We start from the raw sequence: 20634 nt of genomic DNA, 5'->3' as shown, positions 1-20634 counted from the left end.
CTCGGGGGTGGCCCGGCATGGCTGAGGACCGGATCGACGACTTCGAGGACGAGGGCACGCTCGTCGTCGAGCAGCACTTCGCGATCGTCCCCGAGTGGGTCATCGACGCGGACATCAGCGACTGCGCCTACCGGCTCTACAGCGTGCTGCTGCGCTACGGGCAGTCCTCTGGGCAGCGCATGCCCGGGCGGGCTCTGCTCGCTCAACGGCTGCGCAAGCGTTCCAAGGACACTGTCGACCGGGCGATGAAGGAGCTCGTTGCGGTCGGGGCCGTGGTCGTCGAGCGGCGCCGGCGCGGCCGGCAGAACCTAACGAACCGCTACCACCTCATGAGCACGTCGCCTGCCGCCCGGCCCCTTGGAAGGGGTGGCCGCACGGATGCAGCCACTCCCCCTGGCCGCAGTCCTGCGGCTACCCCTGGCCGCACCGGTGCGGCCACCCCTGGCCCGGCCCGTGCGGCCATCCTGGCCGCAGTCCTGCGGCCCGACCCAGGAGCCTTGACCCAGGAGGTTCCTCCTCCTCCCGCCTCCTGCGACCGGACCGCCGACCGGCGGGGCGGCGGCGGGACGGGTCACGGCGACACCCACCCCGCTGCCGCGGCCGTGACCGCCGCAGACTTGGCCGCGCTCGGGGTGGCCGTGGACCTCGAGGCGCTGGCGGCCGAGTGCCAGCGGCTGCGCCGGGCGCTCGGCCAGCCGGCCACCCGCTGGACCGCACGACGGGTGGCCGAGGTGCTGGCCGTCGCGGTGACCGACGGCGGCTGGCCGGCGCAGCACGCTGCGGCCGCGCTGCGCGCGGTGGCCGCCGACCCGGCTACGAAGAGCCCGATGCGCCTGACCTGCCCGGGGCCCTGGTGGGACACAGCGGAGCAGGCCGCGGCCCGTGGTGCCGGCACCCGCCACGACATCCACCTGCCGGCGCTCGAGCAGCGCCTCGCCGAGCTCGGTGGGCGCCGGGTCGCGCTGCAGCGGCGCGCCCGCGCCGAGCTCGAGGCCGCCGGGCTACCCCTCACCCGCTCCACCGTCGCCCGCCGGTCGGTCGAGCTGCTGGAGCAGGACCCCGGACCCCACGACCACGATGAGGAGGCACGATGAGCACCACCGCGACCGGCACGTCCGCTGTGGGCTACTTCCGCTGCACCGGCGGCACCACCACCGCAACGGCGGCCTGCAGGCATGCTCGAACGGCGGGAGCAAGATATGCGTCTGCTAAGCAGACGCCCGCCGCGGCGGCGCCGCTCACCGCTGGCGCGGCGGCTCGCTGGGCAGGACGCCGGGCGCGGCGTCGGACCGGGCGCGGTCCTGGGGGTGCACGGTGAACCGCGGGAACCGCGGACCGGGGCGGGACCGAGACCACCGCCAGCCGCGACGTGAGCGCTCGGTGTTCTCACGCTTCTCGAACGACGAGTACGCCCTGCTCGCCGAGGCCGCGCGCGCCGCGGGTCTGACCCTCACCGGCTACGTCGCCGAGGCAGCCCTCGCCGCCGCCCGAGGCGTCCACGCGCCGTCGACGCTGCCGCTCCGCGAGGCCCTCGTGGAGCTCATGGCGGCGCGCACTCAGGTGCGCAAGTTCGGGACCAACGTCAACCAGGCGGTGCGCGAACTGAACAGCCTCGGTCAGGCGCCCGAGTGGCTGCCGCAAGCGGTGCGTCTCACGAGCCAGGCGGTCAGCAGGCTTGAGGCGGCCGCCGGCGTCGTGGCCGACGCCAGCCGCGCCGAACGTCGTCGTCCGCAGCCGCGACGAGGGGCACAGGCTCCGCCGGACAGCCAGAGCGGGGCGCAGGAGCGGGAGGCTTCGTGACCGTCGCACAGCCCGAGCCCGCTCCCAACAGCCAGCACATCTGCGAGCGCCGCGACCGTCTCGGCAGTCCGCACAGCCCGAGCCGGGTTGGCGACAGCATCACGCGTGGCGTCGTGGCCGGGGGTTTGGGTCTGCTGGCGGTCATCGGCTTCGCCGCCAGCTACGAGACGCTGCGCGACCTGGCCCTGTCCGTCGGCGGGTTCTCTCCCTGGCTTGCCCCCGCCGTGCCGCTCTCGTTCGACCTCGGGATCGTCGTGCTCAGCCTCAAGGTCGCCATGGCAGCACGCAAAGGTCGGAGCGCTACAGGTCTGCGTGCGCTGGTCCTGACCCTTTCCACCGCGTCGGTCCTGGCCAACGCCGCGGCAGCGCGCGGGCTGGTCGGAGTGCTCGTGCACGCCGTACCCCCGGCAATGTTCGTCGTCTGCCTCGAGTCCGCGGTGAGCGACGCCCGGAGGGACGCCCGACTCACCCATGCCCCGCATTCCGTGAAGCCTGCGCTGCCCCGCCGCCACCCGGTGCTCTGGTTCCTCGCACCGCTCAGGACGTGGCTTGCCTGGCGGCAGGAAGCCCTCGCAGCGCTTGATCCGAGCCACGTTGCTGCACCCTCCGCCGACCACGCCGCCTCGAGTCCTCCTGCGGCCTTGCCCACCCACGGTCTCAAGGGGATCGAACCCGCGGACCTGCCGGAGCCAGCGGCCGTCACACCGCAGGCTCAGGAGCGAGGCCGCCGACGGCCGGAGCGGCACCCTGATCGAGTGGCCGATGCTGTCGCGCTGCTGCAGCACGCCCCCCACCTGACCGCTGTCGCCCTGGCCGAGCACCTGCGCGGCCGCGGGCATGAGTTGTCGGTACGGACCGCCCAGCGCGTGCGCAGTCAGGCCCAGGGGCAGCTCGCCAGCCTCGAGCGGGGAACTTCGTCCGCGGCATGATCGGCAAGATCGTCCGTGGCAGCGACGTCGCCGGGCTGCTCCGCTACCTCTACGGCCCCGGGCGCGCTAACGAGCACACCGACCCGCACCTCGTCGGCGCCTGGGACGACCCGCAACTGCTCGAGCCCGCCGTACGTGAGGGTCGGCACGACGTCCGCCGGCTCGCTAACCTGCTCGAGCAGCCGCTGCAGGCCTGCCCTCGCCCGCCGGCAAACCCCGTCTGGCACTGCGCCCTGCGCGTCGCACCGACCGACCCCCGACTGTCCGACGGGCAGTGGGGCGCGGTCGCCCGCGAAGTCCTCGACCGGACCGGTCTCGTGCCCCCCGCCGCCGGCGCCTCACCCGAGGACATCATTGGGTGCCGATGGGTCGCCGTACGACACGCCGAGGACCACATCCACCTGGTGGTCACCCTCGCCCGCGAGGACGGGCGCCCGGCCCGACCGTCCAACGACTACTACCGCGTCGGGCGAGCGTGCCGCGACCTCGAGGACCGCTACCACCTCGTCCGCACAGCACCCCGCGATCGCACCGCACCGCGCCGGCCCACCCGCGCCGAGACCGAGAAGGCCGCCCGGCACGCCCGACGCGAGGCACCCCGCCTCACCCTGCGCCGAGAGGTCCGCATCGCCGCCGCTGGCGCCACCAGCACCGAAGACTTCCTGGACCGGCTCCGCAACCAAGGCCTGCTCATCCGCGAACGCCACAGCAGACAGCACCCCGCACTGCGCACCGGGTACGCCGTCGCCTGGCCCGGCGACCACGACGACCGCGGGCAGCCGGTGTGGTTCGGCGGCAGCAAACTCGCCCCCGACCTCGCCCTACCGCGGCTCGAACGACGATGGGCCAGGCGTGGCCCGAACCCTCGCACGGCGGACGCTGTCGCGCGGCGCGAGGACGTCCACGTACCGGCTGGCCGGGGCCAGTCCGTCAAGCTGCCCGTCGCGCTCTTCGCTCAGCTGCGCCGGCTTGAGCGAGAGCTGCACCATCACTCCTTCATGCTCCGCGAGCCGGACGGCCTGGCAGCCCTGCACGACCTGCTGCAACTTCTCGCTCGTGCTGTGGAAGGAACTCGGGGCGGCCTTCTGACCGACGCCGTCGACAACCTCCACTTCCGGGGCGCGAGGCCCGACCCAGACACGAGGTCCACGGCCGACGCTCGGGCCCTCCAAGCGTTCAGCAACGCGCTGACGCACCACGAACGGGGCATGGAGCCCTCAGCCGCAGCCCTCTGGGCGACCCTCCTTCCGATCGTCAGACGACACCTGGCGCCTGACGGACACAAACAACTGGGCCGTGCCGTCGTCGGGCCGCCGCCCACTGCGCCGGCCTCTGCAACCGACGGCCAGGGTCCTGCGAGCAGGCACGCCAAGAGCCAGCACGATCGGGTGAACCTGGGGCGGTCGCCCCAACGACGATGACGGCGAGCCAGCAGAACACGTGCGTCAAGCCCACAGCTGCGCCCCCGACACCCCGATCCCGCGTCCAACCAACGCCCGCTCTCAATCGCGGGAGGCGCGGTTCTCGACCTCGGCGCGCGACCCGGGTGCGCGGACCGACGCCTACTTCGACCCGCGCGGCGAGCAGCTGCTCGGCGACATGCTGCTCGCCCGCGGCCCTGGCCGGGCGGGACCTGACCCAGGTGTACCTGTGGTTGACCCGGTAGTTGCTACACGCCTATTGGCCGGATCAGCTCAACCAATATGGTCGGAGGCTCAAGCCCCTGACCGACTACGTGAACGATCTACTCATTGACACCACAGACTAGGTCAGTGGTGCAAGGCTCTAAGCTTCCTGGTTCCGCGGACGCCCGATAGAAGCACGGGGCGTGTAATGGTATGCAACCACGGCCAGAGGGGTTACTGAGGAGCCGCTAAGCGGATGGCCGGGGTGCGACGTTCGAGACCAGGCGTTCGCGTCGCGTCTTGATCTCTACCGCTCGACGCCGATCAGCAGCAGTCGCACGCCCGAATCGAGCGCACGAGCTCTTCTACCGAAAGCCGAAAATAATCCTTATGTCAGGTTGCAGTCATGTCTCTCCTCTTCCGTCGTGGAACTGTGACGCGATGACGTCGGCCCCCCTTGCCCGTCGCGCTGGTCCCTCGCCTCGCGTGCGGGCGCTGAAGGCGGCTGGCTCGCCTGCTGGCAAGTGGTTGCGCGGGACTTCGGCGCTCAGCGGCACGGAGCTCACTCGAGAAGTTGCAGTTGCGAGCCGTCGAACTGACGACGCACCTGCGCCGCCGCAGCGCGCCCCGCCTCGCTCGCTGGCCATGGGCCCGCATACGTCACCCAGTACCCCGCCCTGACGGGCTGCTCAAGACGACCACCCTGCCCACTGGCAACGGGCACGCCGAGACCCGCACCTACGACAACGCCGGCAAGCTCAAGACCCTCACCAACAAGCGCGGCACCACCGTGCTGTCCAGCGCCGCCTACGACTACGACCCCAACGGCAACCCCACCCGCATCACCCGCCAGGACGAGGTCGTCACCTACCAGTACAACGTGTGGAACATGCTGCTGCAGGCCTGTTACACCACCTCCTGCGACACCAGCGGCGCCACCACCGACACCTACTTCAAGTACCGGTACGACAAGAACGGCAACCGCACCACCAAGGAACGTCCCGTCGGCGGCGTCAACGAGGTCACCACCTACACCTACAACGCCGCCGACCAGCTCACCGCCAAGGACGGCCCCTCCGGGCCCTGCGCCAACTACGAGTACGACGACAACGGCAACCTGACCCGCCAGTGCGGCATGACCTACGCCTACAACGACGCCAACAAGCTCACCGCCGCCACCAGCACCGGCGGCGCCACCAACGGCAGCACCCAGCGGTACACCTACGACGGCGACGGCAACCGCCTCACCGCCGCCACCAGCACCGGCACCACCGCACCCGCCGCGGCCAACACCACCAAGTACCAGTGGGACCTCAACAACCCGCTGCCCCAGCTCGCCCGCGAAACCAACGGCAGCAACGCACTCCAGCGCCGCTACACCCAAGGCCTGGACACCATCGCCATGACCACCGGCGCCGGCACCTTCTACTACCACTACGACGGCCTCGGCTCCGTCACCGCCCTCACCAACGCCACCGGCACCGTCCAAGCCCAGTACAACTACGAGGCCTACGGCGACCTACGCCGCAGCACCCAGACCGCCGGCGCCCCCACCAACCCCCTGCGCTACACCGGCGAGTACTACGACACCTTCACCGACACCTACCACCTCCGCGCCCGCCAATACGACACCCACCTCGGCCGCTTCACCCAAACCGACCCGCACCCAGCGCAGGTTGCGGACCCATATGTTGGCCGCTACGTATACGTGAACAACAAGCCGACCACTCTTGTCGACCCGAGTGGCCGCATCGCTGGCAAAGCCTCTGCCACTTCTGGAGGTGACGCTGGAACTTTCTCGGCGAGCTTGACCTGCGACTTTGGTGTGTGCGAAGTCATTGTGGGAATAGTCTCAGACTTCAGGGTGTTCGCGTGGAGCTTCAGTTACCTCGTCATCGCCTCTGGCGACTACCACGCCGAAATCGACAGTGGAGAATCTCTCTTTGGAACGTACGAGATATATGACTCGTACGACTTCGAGGCGGACACCTTTGGGCCCGTCTATGTGATCGTTACTGCCACTGCCATCGGCTTCGGGGTCTCTATCTCCAGGCCCCTGCACCTGGACCTGGCTCAGTAGGGGTAAGCTAAGACGTGGAGTCACTCAGAGACGCAGATGGTTGGAAGCCGCGATTGCCTCAAGAGGTGCTGCGCTCGGCCGGGATCCCTCCTCTTGCACTGACTCCGTTCTCGAGGTACGGAGTGCCGACCCTACTCGAAGCGCGTTGGCGGGGGCGGCGCATGAGGAGCTTGACCTTGGAGCAAGGAGAAATCGCAGACGCTTCCCTAGTTCTGATAATGACTGCCCGGAGGGGGATGGCGGGTCCACCGGAGGTCCTCGCGAGCATCTATCGTGAGCGCGTGAGACAGCACTACGCAGCGACCGGGCTCGCTCAGCAGCAGGTCCGGGCGCACCGCATGCCTGCGCGCCAAGAGGTACTGGCACAAGCCTGGGTAGGCCTCTCTCCGAACAAGAGCAAATTGACCGCTACTCGCGTAGAGGAGGGAGACGTGCTAGTTCTGGCTGGAGAGATTGCAGAACTCAGCATACGTATTGCTCCCATGCGGCCGCGGGAGACCTACGAGCTCGATTGGTGGCGACACGGGGCGTGAGCACGCCGAGCGAGACCGACATGGCCGGTAGTCAAGCCGTGACCGCTACTAAAGGGGGTTCAGGGACTAGCGCCAGAAAATGGCATGGCGGATGCGGGCGATGAGGGGCGGTTCGGGTCGGCCGCGTGCAGGAGCGCCTTCTCGCCGACGGGGCGCCGTTGAGGTCCGACAGGTAGGCCGCAGGTCCTCGCCCCAGCGAAGGGGCGGGCGCAAGGGGTTCTCGGTCAATTACGGCAGTAGCGCTGCCACCAAGTCGAGGAACGATCGGGTGTCCGGTTCCGCGAGCCCGGTTAGCGTCTCGTGACGCGTTCCACTCGGATGCGGGCTCGGGCGGGAGCGCCCCACCAGGGTCCCGCTTGACGGCCGTCAGGGCGCGACGCCTGGTCTGCTCGATGCGGCGAAGTCGGGTCGCGTCGGTCTTCGCGGTGAGGATCCACTCGAGGATGCCTCGCCGGGTGGAGCGGGGGAAGGCGTCCCAGTGGGCGCGGGCCGCAGGCTGGGCATCGAGTGCGCCGGCCAGGTCGGAGGGCTCGCGCAGGTCCTCGACGTCGTCGAGGGCGTTCCAGGTGCCGGAGGCTCTGGCGGCCTCGACAACTGCGAGTCCGGGAGGCTGCATGAGGCCGGCGGCGAGCAAGCGCTCGATGCGCTGCTTATTGGCTCGGGATCATCGACTCGTGGGCTTGCGCGGGGTGACAAGCAGCGCGGAGCGCCGGTCGTCGACGGCGCGGGGGCGCGAGTCCACCCACCCAGCAGCAAGCGCTTCTTCAACGAGGTCGCCATACGAGACATGGGGCTCGCCTGAGCCCTTCTTCCACGTCACCACCCACACGCCGCGGGCGACGGTGCCGTGCCCTGCCAGCCATGAGCGCCACTGGTCGCGGCCTTCGATCGGCAGGTCGGGGTAGTCCGCACTCACATGTTCGCCTCCTCCGCAGCCACGACGACCTCCATGTTGGCGTTGTTCAAGGCGCAGCCGCGCGACCGCCGATGCTTCAGGTGCTGGAGAGCCGCGGCGCCGGGCACACCACGCGCGGGCGAAGCGCGCGGAGCTCAGCCCGTGGCGCACGGCGACCGACCGGTACGGGTGCCTCCCCTCCCCCGACGTGCCCCACCCGGCGTCAACAGCGTCACCGGCGACGCTCATGCCGTCGACGAAGTCGTCCGCGTCGCCCGCGATCGCGGCCACTGCTTGTCGCTGAGCTAGCCCTCCTCCGCCGCGCAGACTCAGCGACGCGCAGGCTCAGCGACGCGCAGGCTCAGCGAGCAGTGCCACCCCGAACTTCCGGGCACGTCGACCTAGTACAGCCGCCGCAGCGCGTCCAACTCCTGAGCGACCCCGCAGCGCGTCGGCCCGGCTCGTTGTCGTCGTGCTATGCCATCAGCGCAGGGTCACCGACAACCAGGCCCGGCGAGCAGCGGGCCGGCTAGTGCAGCGAAAACGGCGGGGTAGGCATGCTCCGGGTTCGCGACCTGGTTACGCTCGATGCGCGCGATCAGCCCCTCCCAGCCGGACTGCAACGGCAGCAGCGCCGGCTGCAGGTAGTCCCGCCTGACCCGCACAACGGCCTGCAGCCGGTCGAGCACCTCGTGGTCGCCGTCGATTAGCCAGGCGTCGACCAGGGCGGCCGCTCGTGCGTTCAGGTCTGCCAGCTGTGCGTCCACCCGTCGAGCCTTGCAAGTACCTCTGACAGTCAGGGCGCTACAGCCGCTGGCCGAAACGCCCGCGGCGCTTGTCAGTCGGTCCGAGGCTCTGCCGCCCGGGCCATCCCAGCAGACAAGCAACACCGGAGCCAGTGGCACCGGCACTGCTTGTCACCAGCCGATGTTGTTCTAGAAGCCGCGCCAGCTGCGGGCGAGCCAGGTGCTGCCGCGCCAGCTGCGGGCGAGGAACTGCTCTCCGCGCCAGCTGCGCGCGAGGAAGGTGTCGCTGGAGTAGGTGCGGGTGGCCCAGTCCTGTCCGGACCAGGACGTGCCGGTCCAACCGGCCGGCGCCCAGCCGGTGCTGGTCCAGGCGCTGCCGGTCCAGGTGCGTCCGTTCCAGGTGCCGCCGACCCAGGCGGTGCCGGCGGTGGAGGCCGCGACCCAGCGGGCGGCGTCGAAGGGAGCGCCCAGGGCGTCGACTTCACCAGTGAGCGAGCGTCCGTTGCTCGGGTCGACGACATTGTCCCCGCCACGGCTCGCCTCGAGAGTGCCGAGGCCGGTGGACGCTGTCCAGACCTGGCGGGCGGTGTTGACGCTGGGGGTCGAGGTATCGAGGGCGCCCTTGATGTCGAGCACACCGGAGCCCATGGCCGGGCTGGGGTAGCTCACGAGCTTGTCCGCCGAGACGCGCAGCAGCGCCTTGACCTGGTCCGGGGTCATCGTGGGGCGGGCCTGCAGCAGCAGAGCGGCCGCACCGGAGACCACGGCGGTTGCCTGAGATGTGCCGCTGCCGCGGAAGTACCGGCCGGCGACGTCGCCGGTGACGCGGCCCGCGGGGTGATGGCGGTCAGCATCCGAACCGGGTACCCGCAGCGAGACGACGGACTTGCCGGGGGCGAGCAGGTCGGGCCGGCGGGCGCTGTTGCCGGCGTTGCTGAACCCGGCGACCCGGTCGTCCTTGAGGTCCTCGGTGCCGCGGTGGTCGACCGCGCCGACGGCGATCAGGTACGGGTCCTCAGCGGGCATCGCCAGGCGAGCGGCGGCGGCGCCGTCGTTGCCGGCCGAGGCGACGACGACTACGCCCTTCTTCCAGGCGTTCTCCACCGCGCGCGCCAGCGGGTCGACCGCCGCTGACTGCTGGGACAGGGTGCCGTAGGAGAGGTTGATGACGCGCACGTTCATGCCGTTGTCGTTGCGGTGCGCGACGACCCAGTCGATACCGGCGATGACCTGGCTGACGTCGGCGCCGCCGTCGCTCGCTCCGACCTTGACGTTGAGGATCCGCGCGTCGGGGGCCACGCCGACGAAGTGCTTGGCGTCGTTCTCCCCGCCGACCGGGACCGAGGCGTCGCGGCCGGCGATGATTGCCGCCATGTGGGTGCCGTGCCCGTAGCCGTCGACGTACCGGGTGCCAGCGCGTTGACTGTCGTAGGACAGGTCCGGCCCGTCGATGACCTTGCCGGGCAGGTCCAGGCCGGGGACTTTGGCGACGCCAGTGTCGATCACCGCCACGGTCACGCCGCGGCCGGTGACCTTGCCACCGTTGGGCGCGGACTTGCCCCATGCATCATGCGCGCCGTAGTGCTTGGTGATCCAGTACAGCGAGCCCTGGTCGTGGTCAGCCTTCCACGTCCCGTCGAACCGCGACGCCTGCTCGTCCTCGTAGGTGTCGTCGTCGCCCCACTCCTCCTCGAGGAAGGCACCAGTAGCAGTCGCCTGCCCACCCATGGCCGTAGCGGCGACTGGGCCCACAGGAGCGAGGGTCGCCGTCAAGGCGAGGCTCATGGCCAACGCCGACCGGCGGGCGCGCCGCCAGCTGGGCCAGCTGAAGGTGTGGACCGCGGCCCCGGTTACCGAGGTGGCAGTGGCGACATCCAAAGTCATGACTCAAAGTTTGGGGTTCTCGACTCTCTGTCATGGCACTCTCCGGCAGACTGCCCTCAGGAGCACCTGAACGGCAGGGGCCGTTGGACCTACAGAGGCGGGGTGCCCAGGCTCACAGGCTCACAGGCTCACAGGCTCACAGGCTCACAGGCTCACAGGCTCACAGGCTCACAGGCTCACAGGCTCACAGGCTCACAGGCTCACAGGCTCACAGGCTCACAGGCTCACAGGCTCACAGGCTCACAGGCTCACAGGCTCACAGGCTCACAGGCTCACAGGCTCACAGGCTCACAGGCTCACAGGCTCACAGGCTCACAGGCTCACAGGCTCACAGGCTCACAGGCTCACAGGCTCACAGGCTCACAGGCTCACAGGCTCACAGGCTCACAGGCTCACAGGCTCACAGGCTCACAGGCTCACAGGCTCACAGGCTCACAGGCTCACAGGCTCACAGGCTCACAGGCTCACAGGCTCACAGGCTCACAGGCTCACAGGCTCACAGGCTCACAGGCTCACAGGCTCACAGGCTCACAGGCTCACAGGCTCACAGGCTCACAGGCTGAAGAGGTACCTGCGGCTTCCCGGCCCCACTGGCGTGGACGCTGCTGCTGGCCCCTCCCCCGATGCGCGACTACGCCGTCGCACAGCACCGCTTGAACCTCGCTTTGGAGCAGATCCGGGCCCTCGTGGCCACTGGCAACTGCGAGGGTCGGCGACCCTGATCCTCTCACGCTGGACGGGCGGTCCCTGAGCAGGTTGAGCCCGTCCTCGAGAGACTGACCTCGACGTTCGACGAGTCCGTCGGTGTAGAGCAGGAGCGTGGCGCCTCGGTCAAGGATCACTTCGGCGTCGATGCGTCGGGCGCGGGGCTCGATCCCCAACAGCAGATCAGCTTCCACTCCCGCCAGCACGGTGGCCGTGGAGTCCGGGTTGATGATCATGGGCGGCGGGTGGCCTGCGTTGGACCATCGCATCCGGGTGATCCCCCGCTCGCGCTCGTCGGCGCTCTGCTCGAAGCGGACGAGCACGGCAGTTGCTGTCGTGCCGACCTGCAGGGTCTCCATGACGTGGTCGACCCGGCTGAGAATCTGAGCTGGGCTCTCGCCCCGGTCGGCGGCGATGCCCCGCAGCAGCGTGCGGACCTGCCCCATCGCCGCTGCTGCGACGACATCGTGGCCGACGACGTCGCCGATCACCACGGCCGTGGCGCCGTCAGGCTGCAAGAAGGCGTCGTACCAGTCGCCGCCGACTTGAGCGGCTTCTGTCGCTGGCTGGTAGCGGACGACGACTTGCATGTGGTCCGGCTCGGGGGGAGCGGTGAACATGGCCCGCTGCAGTTCCTCGGCGAGCCTGCGCTGCTGGCGGTAGAGCCGGGCGTTGTCCAGCGCCAGGCCGGCGCGTTCGGCGACCTCTCGTGCGGTGTGCTGCTCAGCGGAACTGAGCGGTCCTCGTTCAGCGCCGTTGTAGAGGCTGAGCACCCCCACCGTGCGACCTCGGGCACCGAGCGGCAGCACCGCCACCGCGTCCGGCGCCAACCTCTCGAGCAGCTGGCGAGTCCCAGCGTCCTGGACTTCGGCGGCGATCGTCGCTGCCGCGTTGGACAGCACAGCCACGGGCCGGTCGCTGGTTGCCTCAGCCAGCACCACCTCAGCCGCTAGAGCTCCCAGCCGCTGCTCGGAGCAGCGCTCGAGGACCTCGGCCATGTCCGGCTCGGTGTGCCAGGTGGCGACGTCCTGCAGCCCCCGGGCGGTGTCGGCGTGAGCGGAGTCCTCGGCCAGGCTCACCACGCACCAGTCAGCGAGGGTGGGAACGACCAGGCGGGCCAGGCGCTTGGCTGCTGCTTGCGGCTCGAGGTGGCTGGACAGCTCCTCGGAGACCTCAGCGAGCAGTCCGGCTCGCAGTGCTGCTGCTTCGGCGTGCTCCTGGGCGGCTCGACGAGCAGTGACTTCTAGGAAGTAGACGTTGAGCCCGTCCTCGCTCGGCCAGACCCGCAGCTCGTACCAGCCGTTGAGCGGCGCCGGGTAGTAGGCGTCGAAGCTGACCGGCTCGTTCGTGGCCATCACTCGGCGGTAGTTGGTCTCGAAGTCCGAGCCCACGGCGGCGGGAAACAGCTCCCACAGCACTCCGCCGAGCAGCTCCTCACGGGGTCGGCCCAATAGGCGCTCGGCCTCGGCGTTGACGTAGGTGAAGCGCCAGTCCCGGTTCAGGGAGTAGAAGGCCGCCGACATCGACTCCAGCACCCGTCCGAGGCGGGCCTCGACCTCGCGCTGGCCGGTGATGTCGTAGGCGGCGCCGAGCAGGCGCACGCTGCGGCCTTGCTCATCGCACAACGCTCGACCCCGAGCTCCGACCCAGCGGGTCGTGTCTTCGGGCAGCAGGATGCGGTACTCGACCTCGAGAACTCCGCAGGTGTCGATCGCCTCCTGCAGCGCCTGGCTCACCCGGGACCGATCAGCGGGGTGTACGCGGGCGTTGAACGCCTCGATGCTCTCGTCGAAGTCGTCGCGGCGGTAGCCGAACATCTCGACGAGGCGGTCGTCCCAGCTCAGTTTGCCGCTGGCGAGGTCCCAGTCGAAGGTCCCCACACCGCCGGCCTCGATCGCCAGCTCCCACAGCAGCCGGCTGGTCTCGGCCTCCACGTTAAGCGCCGTGAGTTCGAGCTCGGCGACCGCCGACGCCGCCAACTGCTCGAGCAGGTTGATGTCCGACTCGGACCACGAGTGGACCTGCGCGTTGAACACGCACAACGCACCCAGAGGCGTGCCGTCGGCGATCAGTGGGACACCGAGGTAGGACCGCACCGCCCCGGAGGTGACCGGCGGCAAGCCGGCCACCCGCTCATCGGCCTCGGCGTCGGCAACGACGAGCGGCCTGCCCAGGGCAGCGGTCACCGCGCACAGTGATTCGGACAGCGGGGTGTCTGCGCCGAGGACACCAGTCGGCAGGCCGGCCCCTCCAGCAACAGTCTGGACCTCGGTCAGCAGTGACACCTGGGCCGACGAACTGCTCAGCAGGCGCGCTGCCAGGCCGGCTATGCGGTCCAGCGCCGGGCTGTGGCCCGGACCGCCACGACGGCGTCGGGCCCGGTGCGGTGAGGTGGCACGTGGCACTGCAGCAGACTGCGCTGGGACCTGCGCGGCCGGCGTGGCGCTGTCGAACCCGTCCGCGCTCGTCACTACTACCCCTGCCGGTCCTTGTCCTAGTTGCACCGCACCCGTAGCCGGGCGGACACATTGTGCACGATCGGGCAGCTCTGGCGATCACCAACCCGAGGCTTCTGGTACGACCTCTGCTGACCGTCGTCCCATGATGGCGAAGAACTGGTCACGCAGCGCCCACGCCCGCAGCGCCCGCGCCCGCGGTGCCCGCGCCCGTACGAGTGGGCAGGGTCCTCAAGGCCCGTCGAGTCCTTGAACAGGCCATGTCGAGGAACGCGCCATGTCGAGGAACGCGCCATGTCGAGGAACACGCCATGTCGAGCGCCGGCGCCGCGGCGGTGTCGTAGACGCCGTGCCCGAGTACCAGCGCCGTCGTCGTGACGCGCTTGAGTGACTCTCGGTGCGGCGGGGGTGGCGCGCCTGCTGTGGCGATCGCCGCTACCCCCGAGGTCGCCCACTCGCCTCAGGCATCGGACGCGGCGCGTCACGTTGGGCCCGGCAGCGCGCCTCGCGTGCGGCGGCGAGAGCGAAGAGCAGGAACCCGAGTGCGAGGCACAGTTCTCCTACCTCCTGCAGCCGCGACAGGCCCAACGCCAGCGAATCGGCGTGCGGGCCGATGAGCGACTCCGCGACCGGTTCCCCGAGCTCGTAGTAGAGGTAGACCGCGGCGAGCACACCGAAGCACCAACCAGCCTGCGGCCCAGGTGCGAGGTACCAACAACGGCTGCGCGTCCACGGGATCCTGCGCAGCAGAGACCGCCCCACGCCGGCTCCGTAGACGCCGACCGCGATGTAGGCCCCGTGCAGGTAGGGCCTGCGCAGCAGGTTGTGCAGGTTCGCCTCCTGCTGGCGGTTGCGCTGCACCAGAGCTTGCGGGCCGTCGAAACCCAAGGCGCGCTGACCCCAACTGACCTCCTCCACAGCGACACCGACGAACGCCGCCCCCAACAACGACCACACCACGACAGCGAACCGCTGCTGGGCCCGATGCATGCGACGCACCGCCGTCACGGCCAGCAGCGCGGCCGCCAGGTAGACGAGCACCGTCGCCCACTCAACGGGACCGTCCTCGTCGACGACCCAGTCGTACGTGTCCTGCGTCGTGCTACGCAACACCAGCGCGCCGAGCAGCAGGGCCACCGGCAGTACCGCGCACCACCGGAGCCGACGCCGGCGCACGGAGTCCGCCCTTGCACGGAAGCCTCTTCGCGGCTGGGCGAGCCGCACATGCCAGGACAGCGTCTCGTGCGGGCGGCCGCTGGGATGGTCGGCTGCAAGCCGTGACACCCTCCCCGCCCAGTAGCGCTCAACACGCTTCGCCAAGGCCGGCCCGGAGCCGGCGCAATCACGTCGACCTCGGCCTCCCCGACGACTCGTACTGCTCGAGCTGCTTCCCCGTGGGCGCGCCGGCTTCATCGAGCGAGTGCCTGCAGCAGCGCGAGCCGGCGCCGTAGCGAGCGTTGCTGGTGCACGGCTCGCCCGCTGCGCTGATGCACCGCGGCGGTGGCACGCCACCGGCTCAACCAGTGCACGAGCACCGCGGCGACCTGTCCGCGCCAGCGGGCTCCGCATACCCGGGCGGCTTCGCGCTCCAAGAGCGCGAGCGCGTCGTCACTGCGCGGATACGTCAAGGCGAGCTTCGCCAAGTCAGCTGCCAACGGCCGGAAACCGGCAAGCTCCCAGTCGATCAGTGCCAGCCCGCCCGTGTCGCAGCGCAGGACGTTCCCCAGCACAGGATCTCCGTGGCATGGGCCCACGACCACCGAGCCCGCAGTGCGCACCAACGCGTCCACCTGCCGCCCCATCCGGCGTACCGACGGGTCAACGTGGGGCAGGCGCAGCAGCGCATCGAACTCCGCGCGGGCAGACCTCGACCGGCTGCGCGAGGGCGGAGGAGCCTCGCGCAGTGCGTGCGCCAGGGTGCCCCAAGCCTCGACGAGTTCTTGCGCGACCAGCCCTGCGACCGTAGCTGCCTCGGCCTCGCTCACGTGGCGACCCGGCAGGCTCTCCTCAAGCAGCCATGCGCAGGAGCCCGCAGTGCCGCGTGCCCGCAGAGCAGGGGTCCGCAGGGCAAGCGCGTCGACCAGCAGAGACCGAGCTCGTTCACCGTCACGCGTTGCCGCAGCTGGACGCCGCCACCGGCCAGGGCGCAGACGCGGTGGACGCGGTGGGCGCGGGCGCTCCGCCGCCAGCGTGAGGGGAACCTCGTCCTCGTCGAGGAGGAAGGCGCGGACCCGCGCCTGATCCTTGTGCAGCCGCGGTAGCAGGATCGCGCAGAGTCCTCCGGCCGTGGACGAGGCGGAGCGGCTCCCCGCAGGCGGTTCCGGCACGGACGACCATCCCTGCGGCGACGGCTCGAGGCTCGCAGCAGGCGCCGGCCCCTGCCCTCGGGCGCGCCTGCTCCAGGACCCTTCGCCCCCGCGTGCCGACGGCACACGCTGCATTGCGTGACCGAGCAGCCCCCCCTCGAGCACGCTCTGCGGCAGATTGCCATGCTCGCGGGCTCTCGCTCTCGCCGGCAGCAGCAGCCGTTCACCGTGCAAGACCCAGTCGACGTCACTGACAGCACCGTTAACCCCGAGGCGGGTCTCGCGCAGAGCGAGTTCGACCAGCTGCATCGCTTCGCGTGCCCGGCTCAACGCAGACGACGACGACGAGGACGAGGAGGACCCCGAAGCGTCAGGAAGAGCCTGGTCTGAGAGGTGCAGCCTGCCGGTCCACATCCCGCACACGCTAGGCAGGTGCACCCGCTGCCGGTCCGATGCTTAGCGGACTCTCATCGGTGTCTCATCTGCACGGCGCCTCATCCGACGGCGTCTCATCTGCACGGTGTCTCATCTGCACGGTGTCTCATCTGCACGCCGTCTCATCTACCGGCTGGGCCCTTGTCGACGGCGCTCTGCCCAGCGCGATCAAACCCGCTGCTACACGCTGGCGCTGGTGTCACGTCCGCGGCCAGCGCGCACTGCCTGGCCATCCTTCAGCAGCACGGCCAGTCGTCGACTCCTGCAACGCCGCCGCCGCGGCCGCTGCCGACTCTCTGATGACCGTCACCGTGTCCAGACCCGTGATCCGCAACAGGCGCAGTACCGCCGGTGTGGTGACGACCAGTACGACGTCGCCTCCGGCGCGCCGACACCGCTTGACGACACCCACGATGACGCTGAGCCCAGCGGTGTCGATGAACGTGAGACCGTCGAGATCCAGCACGCACCTCGGCGAGCCCCCGGCGAGCAGTCCCAGCAGGCGCGAACGCACTGCCGGCGCGTTGTAGAGGTCGAGGACGCCGACCAGGTCGACCACCGTCAGGCCGGCGATCCGGGACTCCCGCACGTCGAGCCCGTCCACGCTGGGACCGTAGCGGAGACGAGCGCCGGACGCGCTGCGAGGGCCCGCGCCGCCACTGCGGCCCGTCAGGAACGAACGCAGCGCCGCACGGCGCCACAGCCACGCTAGAGCCCTGCTACTAGAGCCCTGCTACCTCACGTGAACGGCCGCACGGGCACCGTACGAACGTTGTCAGCCGCCAGTGGGCCGCGGCGGACGGCTCCTGATCGACGCGGACCATCATGCTTGTCGATGATCTTGCCTCAGGGTTCGGCGTGACGCGCCGATGGGTGCCCGGACCGGCAGCCAGCCCCGTTACAACGCAAGCCCCCCCTTACACCGCAAGCCCTCGCTGGAGGTAACGACCGTGAGCTCGATCCGCTGGCCGCTGCACCACGCCCTCAGCGGATCAGACACCTTCAGCGCGGGCAGGGCTTCGCGGACGATGGACGCGGTCCGGCTGCATCCGCAGGAGCTGGAGCGGCTCGCCTCGCTGCGCTCCTACGCCATCCTCGACAGCACTCCAGAGCCCGTCTACGACCGGCTGGTCCAGCTCGCCGCGACACTGCTGCACGCCCCCATGGCGGCCCTGAGCTTCGTCGACAGCGACCGGCAGTGGCACAAGGCCAGCGTCGGGCCGCTGCAGGCGTCGGCCGCGCGCTCGGCCTCCATCTGCAGCGACGTCGTCGCTGTCGAGCAGTCGCTGGTCGTGCCTGACACTCACCGCCACCCGCGCTATCGCGAACTGAGCAGCGTCATCGGAGCCCCGGGCATCCGCGCGTATGCCGGCGTACCGGTGATCGGCCGCGACGGGCTGGCGCTAGGAGCGCTGTGCGTGCTCGACACCACACCCCGGCACTACGGCCCCACTGAACTGCAGACGCTGACCGCGCTCGCCGAGCAGGCAGCAGCGCTGCTGGACCTGCGCCGCAGCGACGAGCAGCAGGGCCTAGCCCCCCTCGGTACGAGCGAAGACCGCCTGGTCGCCGAGGCACGCGACCCGCGAGCCCTGCGCCGCGCCCTGACCCGCGGCGAGTTCACCGCCCACTTCCAGCCCATCGTGCGTCTGCACGACGACCAGGTCGTCGGCCACGAGGCGCTCGCCCGGTGGCAGCACCCCCAGCACGGCCTCCTCACACCGGAGCGCTTCCTGCCGGCGTTCGAGACCGGCGAACTCATCTGCGCCCTCGATGCAGCCGTGCTCGAGCACGCCCTGAACGCTCTGCCCCGCCTGCGCGCGACCGCCAGCGCCCCCCTGCATGTCGCGGTCAACTTGTCTGCGCGGGAGCTCACCGCGCCCGGCGCCGCAGCCCGCGTGCTAGCCGCCCTGGACCGCCACGACCTGCCCTCCAGCTGCCTCGCCGTCGAGGTGACCGAATCCGCCATGAGCAAACCGCTGATCCGCGACCGTGAGCTGCGCCAGCTGCGCGAGCGCGGCATCACCGTCCTGCTCGATGACTACGGCACCGGCTATGCGAACCTGCTCGCCCTGCTCGACACCCCCGCAACCGGGCTCAAGCTCGACCGCAGCCTGGTCAGCCGCATCGCCAGCGACCGACGCGCCCGCAGACTTCTCGGACGCGTCGCCGCCGCAGGACGCGACCTAGGCCTAACCACCGTCGCCGAGGGCGTGGAGGACCGCTCGACCGCCTCGCTGCTGCGCGAGCTCGACGTCGACCTCGCACAGGGCTACTTCTACGGCCGACCATCGGCAGCGCCTCGCACGGCCACCACCTGCACAACCACCACTCCAGATCACCCAGGATCGAGCTGACGTCGGGACGTAGCCCGCGGACCGCCTGCCGGTGTGCACCCCTCCGCGCCTGAACACCCCTCGGCTCCACTGCGCGCGCAGCCGCTGACCCAGCCCCGAGTCTGCTGCTCTTGTCCGCGGCAGTAGCGCAGCACCCGAGCTGACGTCAGCACGGGACAACGGACGCGGTGTGCCGCCAGCCCCGATCACCACGGGGGCAGCCAGCGGGCGGGCGAACTCACGCTCTGGCTGCAGGTCTCATCGCAGCGCCACAGCCGGGTCCTCGATGAGCACCTGGACCGAGGTGGGCAGGGTGCCTGACTCGCGGGTAACGAGATCGAGGCGCACCGAAGCACCCTCGGTCAGGGGTCCGGTGATGCCGCGGAGCAGCACCGTCGGCCCGGCCGGACTGAGGTCAACGGGCTGGCCGGCAGGCAGCGGCAAGGCCTCCACCACCTGCCCGTCCGCATCGAGCAGCACGACGCTGGCCGCAACCGGCGATGACGCGGACAGGATCGCGTCGTCAGTCGCGGCTTCGTTGAGCAGTCGGCCCTGCAGAGCAACATCACTGCCCTCGGGCCAGGCCCGCGCGCCCGCTGGAGGTTCGGCCAGGTACCCGCCACGGAGCAGGACCCCGCGGTCGTCGTCGTACTCGGCCACGTCCGGCGTGGTGGCGGCGGACTCGCCCTCAGCGTCCACTGCAGGATCCCCCGCGCACGCGGCAAGCAGTAGAGCGGCACTGAACACCAAGACCACGCCGGTGGAACGTCGCGAGGTTCGCATGACCTCGACCTGCCCAGGGCCCACCGCCAGAACACAGACGTTGCAGGGTCGTGACCAGCTCGGGTTGGCGAGGCGGTGAGCAGGAGGCCGCGAGCAGGGAGACCGCGAGCAGGCAAGCCGCGAGCAGGCAAGCCGTACGCAGGACAGCCGTAAGAAGGACTGTCCGCATGGTCGACGCCTGAGCGGGTCGAGATGCTGCACCGGAGCGCGGATGGACCCGTGCTCGAAGCGTGACGTTGCCGCCGGAGCCAGCCACGGCCTGCCGGCGTGGGCTGGACCCGTCCTGAGCCCAACCGAAGCCGCGGACCGGAGCGGCTGGGGCAGCCGGCAGCCAGCTGGAGTCGAGCCGAGGCCCGAGCCGTGGCGCACCGGGACTGCGGGAGCGCCACACCCCCTGTCACGCACCCGTCAGTGTGCACGTTCTGTCCCAGTTCGGGGTACAGAAGGTGATATGAGGATGGGTTGGAGCAAGGGGCCATGACGTTCGTCATGCGCAAGCCTGCACTTCCGCTCGAAGGGGCACGCCTGCGAGTCCAAGCCGTGCTTGCGCGCTGTGCCGAAGACTCCCAGGACCCACGGCACCGAGCACGGTGCAGCACACAAGCAGTGCTGGCGCTAGAGGTGTACGTCATGGCCCTCGATGCGGTCGTGGCTCAAGCGGCCGTGCCGACGGCTGTGCCGGGGCGGGTCCGCTGGTTGTACGCCTGCGACCGACGGCACGCGTACGAAGCCGCTCAGATCCTCGTGGACTGCAGCCAGTACGAGTGCTTCGAGCAGCACCGCCGCGCCTTGCAAGACCAGGTCGATGCCCTGCACGACGACGAGGACGCGCTGCTCTGTCGTGTCCGGTCCGAGACCGACACGGAGCAGCGATCTCCGAGTCTGCGAGTCGGCCCTACCTGCGCCTCCTGAGTCGGCCGCGCGACGCGGTGACCAGCCCTACTGGTCCGACGCACCGCCACCGCCACCGCCACCGCCACCGCTACCGCTACCGCCGGCTGACTTGCATCCGCGCCTGCGCCGCCGTCCCGGACCTGACCGCGCCAGGCGCCGACGCGAGGCGCAGCTGAGCCCGGGACACGCTCGGCTCGCACCTCTGCTGCCTGACCTGAGCTGCACGC

16 protein-coding genes are annotated in these 20634 nt (G+C 70.2%); 7 read left to right on the top strand and 9 right to left on the bottom strand.

Annotated elements, in window-relative coordinates; all coding sequences use genetic code 11:
• The first annotated feature begins 17 nt into the window (after positions 1–17).
• The 5 genes from D5H78_RS10130 to D5H78_RS20275 all read left to right on the top strand — a co-directional run bounded on the left by D5H78_RS10130 (position 18) and on the right by D5H78_RS20275 (position 6434).
• Positions 18–1094 carry a hypothetical protein gene (locus tag D5H78_RS10130; protein WP_119950368.1) on the top strand — a complete coding sequence of 359 codons (1077 nt, stop codon included), beginning with the start codon at positions 18–20 and terminating at the stop codon, positions 1092–1094.
• A 220-nt stretch (positions 1095–1314) separates the two neighbouring features.
• Complete coding sequence (locus D5H78_RS10125) at positions 1315–1800, top strand: plasmid mobilization protein (RefSeq protein ID WP_119950367.1); 486 nt, start codon at positions 1315–1317, stop codon at positions 1798–1800.
• Positions 1797–2729 (top strand): DUF2637 domain-containing protein, encoded by a 933-nt coding sequence (locus D5H78_RS10120; protein WP_119950366.1) that lies wholly within the window; start codon positions 1797–1799, stop codon positions 2727–2729. The genes D5H78_RS10125 and D5H78_RS10120 overlap by 4 nt, the downstream gene beginning before the upstream one ends.
• The gene (locus D5H78_RS10115; RefSeq protein WP_119950365.1) at positions 2726–4150 is read left to right on the top strand and encodes a relaxase/mobilization nuclease domain-containing protein; all 1425 of its coding nucleotides are present in this window, start codon (positions 2726–2728) and stop codon (positions 4148–4150) included. The genes D5H78_RS10120 and D5H78_RS10115 overlap by 4 nt, the downstream gene beginning before the upstream one ends.
• 784 nt (positions 4151–4934) lie before the next feature.
• On the top strand, positions 4935–6434 hold the full coding sequence (locus tag D5H78_RS20275; protein WP_133412043.1) for an RHS repeat domain-containing protein: 1500 nt from the start codon (positions 4935–4937) through the stop codon (positions 6432–6434).
• Positions 6435–6998: 564 nt separating this feature from the next.
• On the opposite strand, the gene D5H78_RS20460 is transcribed toward D5H78_RS20275, so the two are convergent.
• The 8 genes from D5H78_RS20460 to D5H78_RS10070 all read right to left on the bottom strand — a co-directional run bounded on the left by D5H78_RS20460 (position 6999) and on the right by D5H78_RS10070 (position 16998).
• Complete coding sequence (locus D5H78_RS20460; protein ID WP_342782448.1) at positions 6999–7583, bottom strand: YdeI/OmpD-associated family protein; 585 nt, start codon at positions 7581–7583, stop codon at positions 6999–7001.
• A gap of 48 nt (positions 7584–7631) precedes the next feature.
• Positions 7632–8153, bottom strand: a complete 522-nt coding sequence (locus D5H78_RS19760) for a YdeI/OmpD-associated family protein (RefSeq protein WP_218566461.1) — start codon at positions 8151–8153, stop codon at positions 7632–7634.
• Positions 8154–8356: 203 nt separating this feature from the next.
• Positions 8357–8629, bottom strand: a complete 273-nt coding sequence (locus tag D5H78_RS10100) for a hypothetical protein (RefSeq protein WP_119950363.1) — start codon at positions 8627–8629, stop codon at positions 8357–8359.
• A gap of 168 nt (positions 8630–8797) precedes the next feature.
• Positions 8798–10336: a S8 family serine peptidase gene (locus D5H78_RS10095; RefSeq protein ID WP_165865693.1), complete on the bottom strand. Its 1539-nt coding sequence runs from the start codon at positions 10334–10336 to the stop codon at positions 8798–8800.
• A gap of 692 nt (positions 10337–11028) precedes the next feature.
• A complete protein-coding gene (locus D5H78_RS10085) occupies positions 11029–13668 on the bottom strand; it encodes a SpoIIE family protein phosphatase (protein ID WP_133412042.1) in 2640 nt (879 codons plus the stop codon).
• A gap of 420 nt (positions 13669–14088) precedes the next feature.
• A complete protein-coding gene (locus tag D5H78_RS10080) occupies positions 14089–14790 on the bottom strand; it encodes a hypothetical protein (protein ID WP_133412041.1) in 702 nt (233 codons plus the stop codon).
• A gap of 272 nt (positions 14791–15062) precedes the next feature.
• Positions 15063–16094 carry a phosphotransferase family protein gene (locus D5H78_RS10075; RefSeq protein WP_245941646.1) on the bottom strand — a complete coding sequence of 344 codons (1032 nt, stop codon included), beginning with the start codon at positions 16092–16094 and terminating at the stop codon, positions 15063–15065.
• A 499-nt stretch (positions 16095–16593) separates the two neighbouring features.
• Positions 16594–16998 (bottom strand): STAS domain-containing protein, encoded by a 405-nt coding sequence (locus D5H78_RS10070; RefSeq protein ID WP_165865691.1) that lies wholly within the window; start codon positions 16996–16998, stop codon positions 16594–16596.
• Positions 16999–17344: 346 nt separating this feature from the next.
• On the opposite strand from D5H78_RS10070, the gene D5H78_RS10065 reads away from it, so the two are divergent.
• Positions 17345–18751 (top strand): sensor domain-containing phosphodiesterase, encoded by a 1407-nt coding sequence (locus tag D5H78_RS10065; protein WP_165865690.1) that lies wholly within the window; start codon positions 17345–17347, stop codon positions 18749–18751.
• 237 nt (positions 18752–18988) lie between these two features.
• Here the strand turns inward: D5H78_RS10065 and D5H78_RS10060 are convergent, their stop codons facing one another.
• Positions 18989–19429, bottom strand: a complete 441-nt coding sequence (locus D5H78_RS10060) for a copper chaperone PCu(A)C (protein ID WP_165865689.1) — start codon at positions 19427–19429, stop codon at positions 18989–18991.
• A gap of 714 nt (positions 19430–20143) precedes the next feature.
• Here D5H78_RS10060 and D5H78_RS10055 point away from each other — a divergent pair.
• A complete protein-coding gene (locus D5H78_RS10055; protein WP_133412040.1) occupies positions 20144–20425 on the top strand; it encodes a hypothetical protein in 282 nt (93 codons plus the stop codon).
• The last annotated feature ends 209 nt before the right edge of the window (positions 20426–20634 follow it).

Origin of the sequence: Vallicoccus soli (genome assembly GCF_003594885.1) — a bacterium.
Classification (GTDB): domain Bacteria; phylum Actinomycetota; class Actinomycetes; order Motilibacterales; family Motilibacteraceae; genus Vallicoccus; species Vallicoccus soli.
Note: the sequence above shows the minus strand (reverse complement) of the source record. Positions and strands in the feature narration are given on the sequence as shown.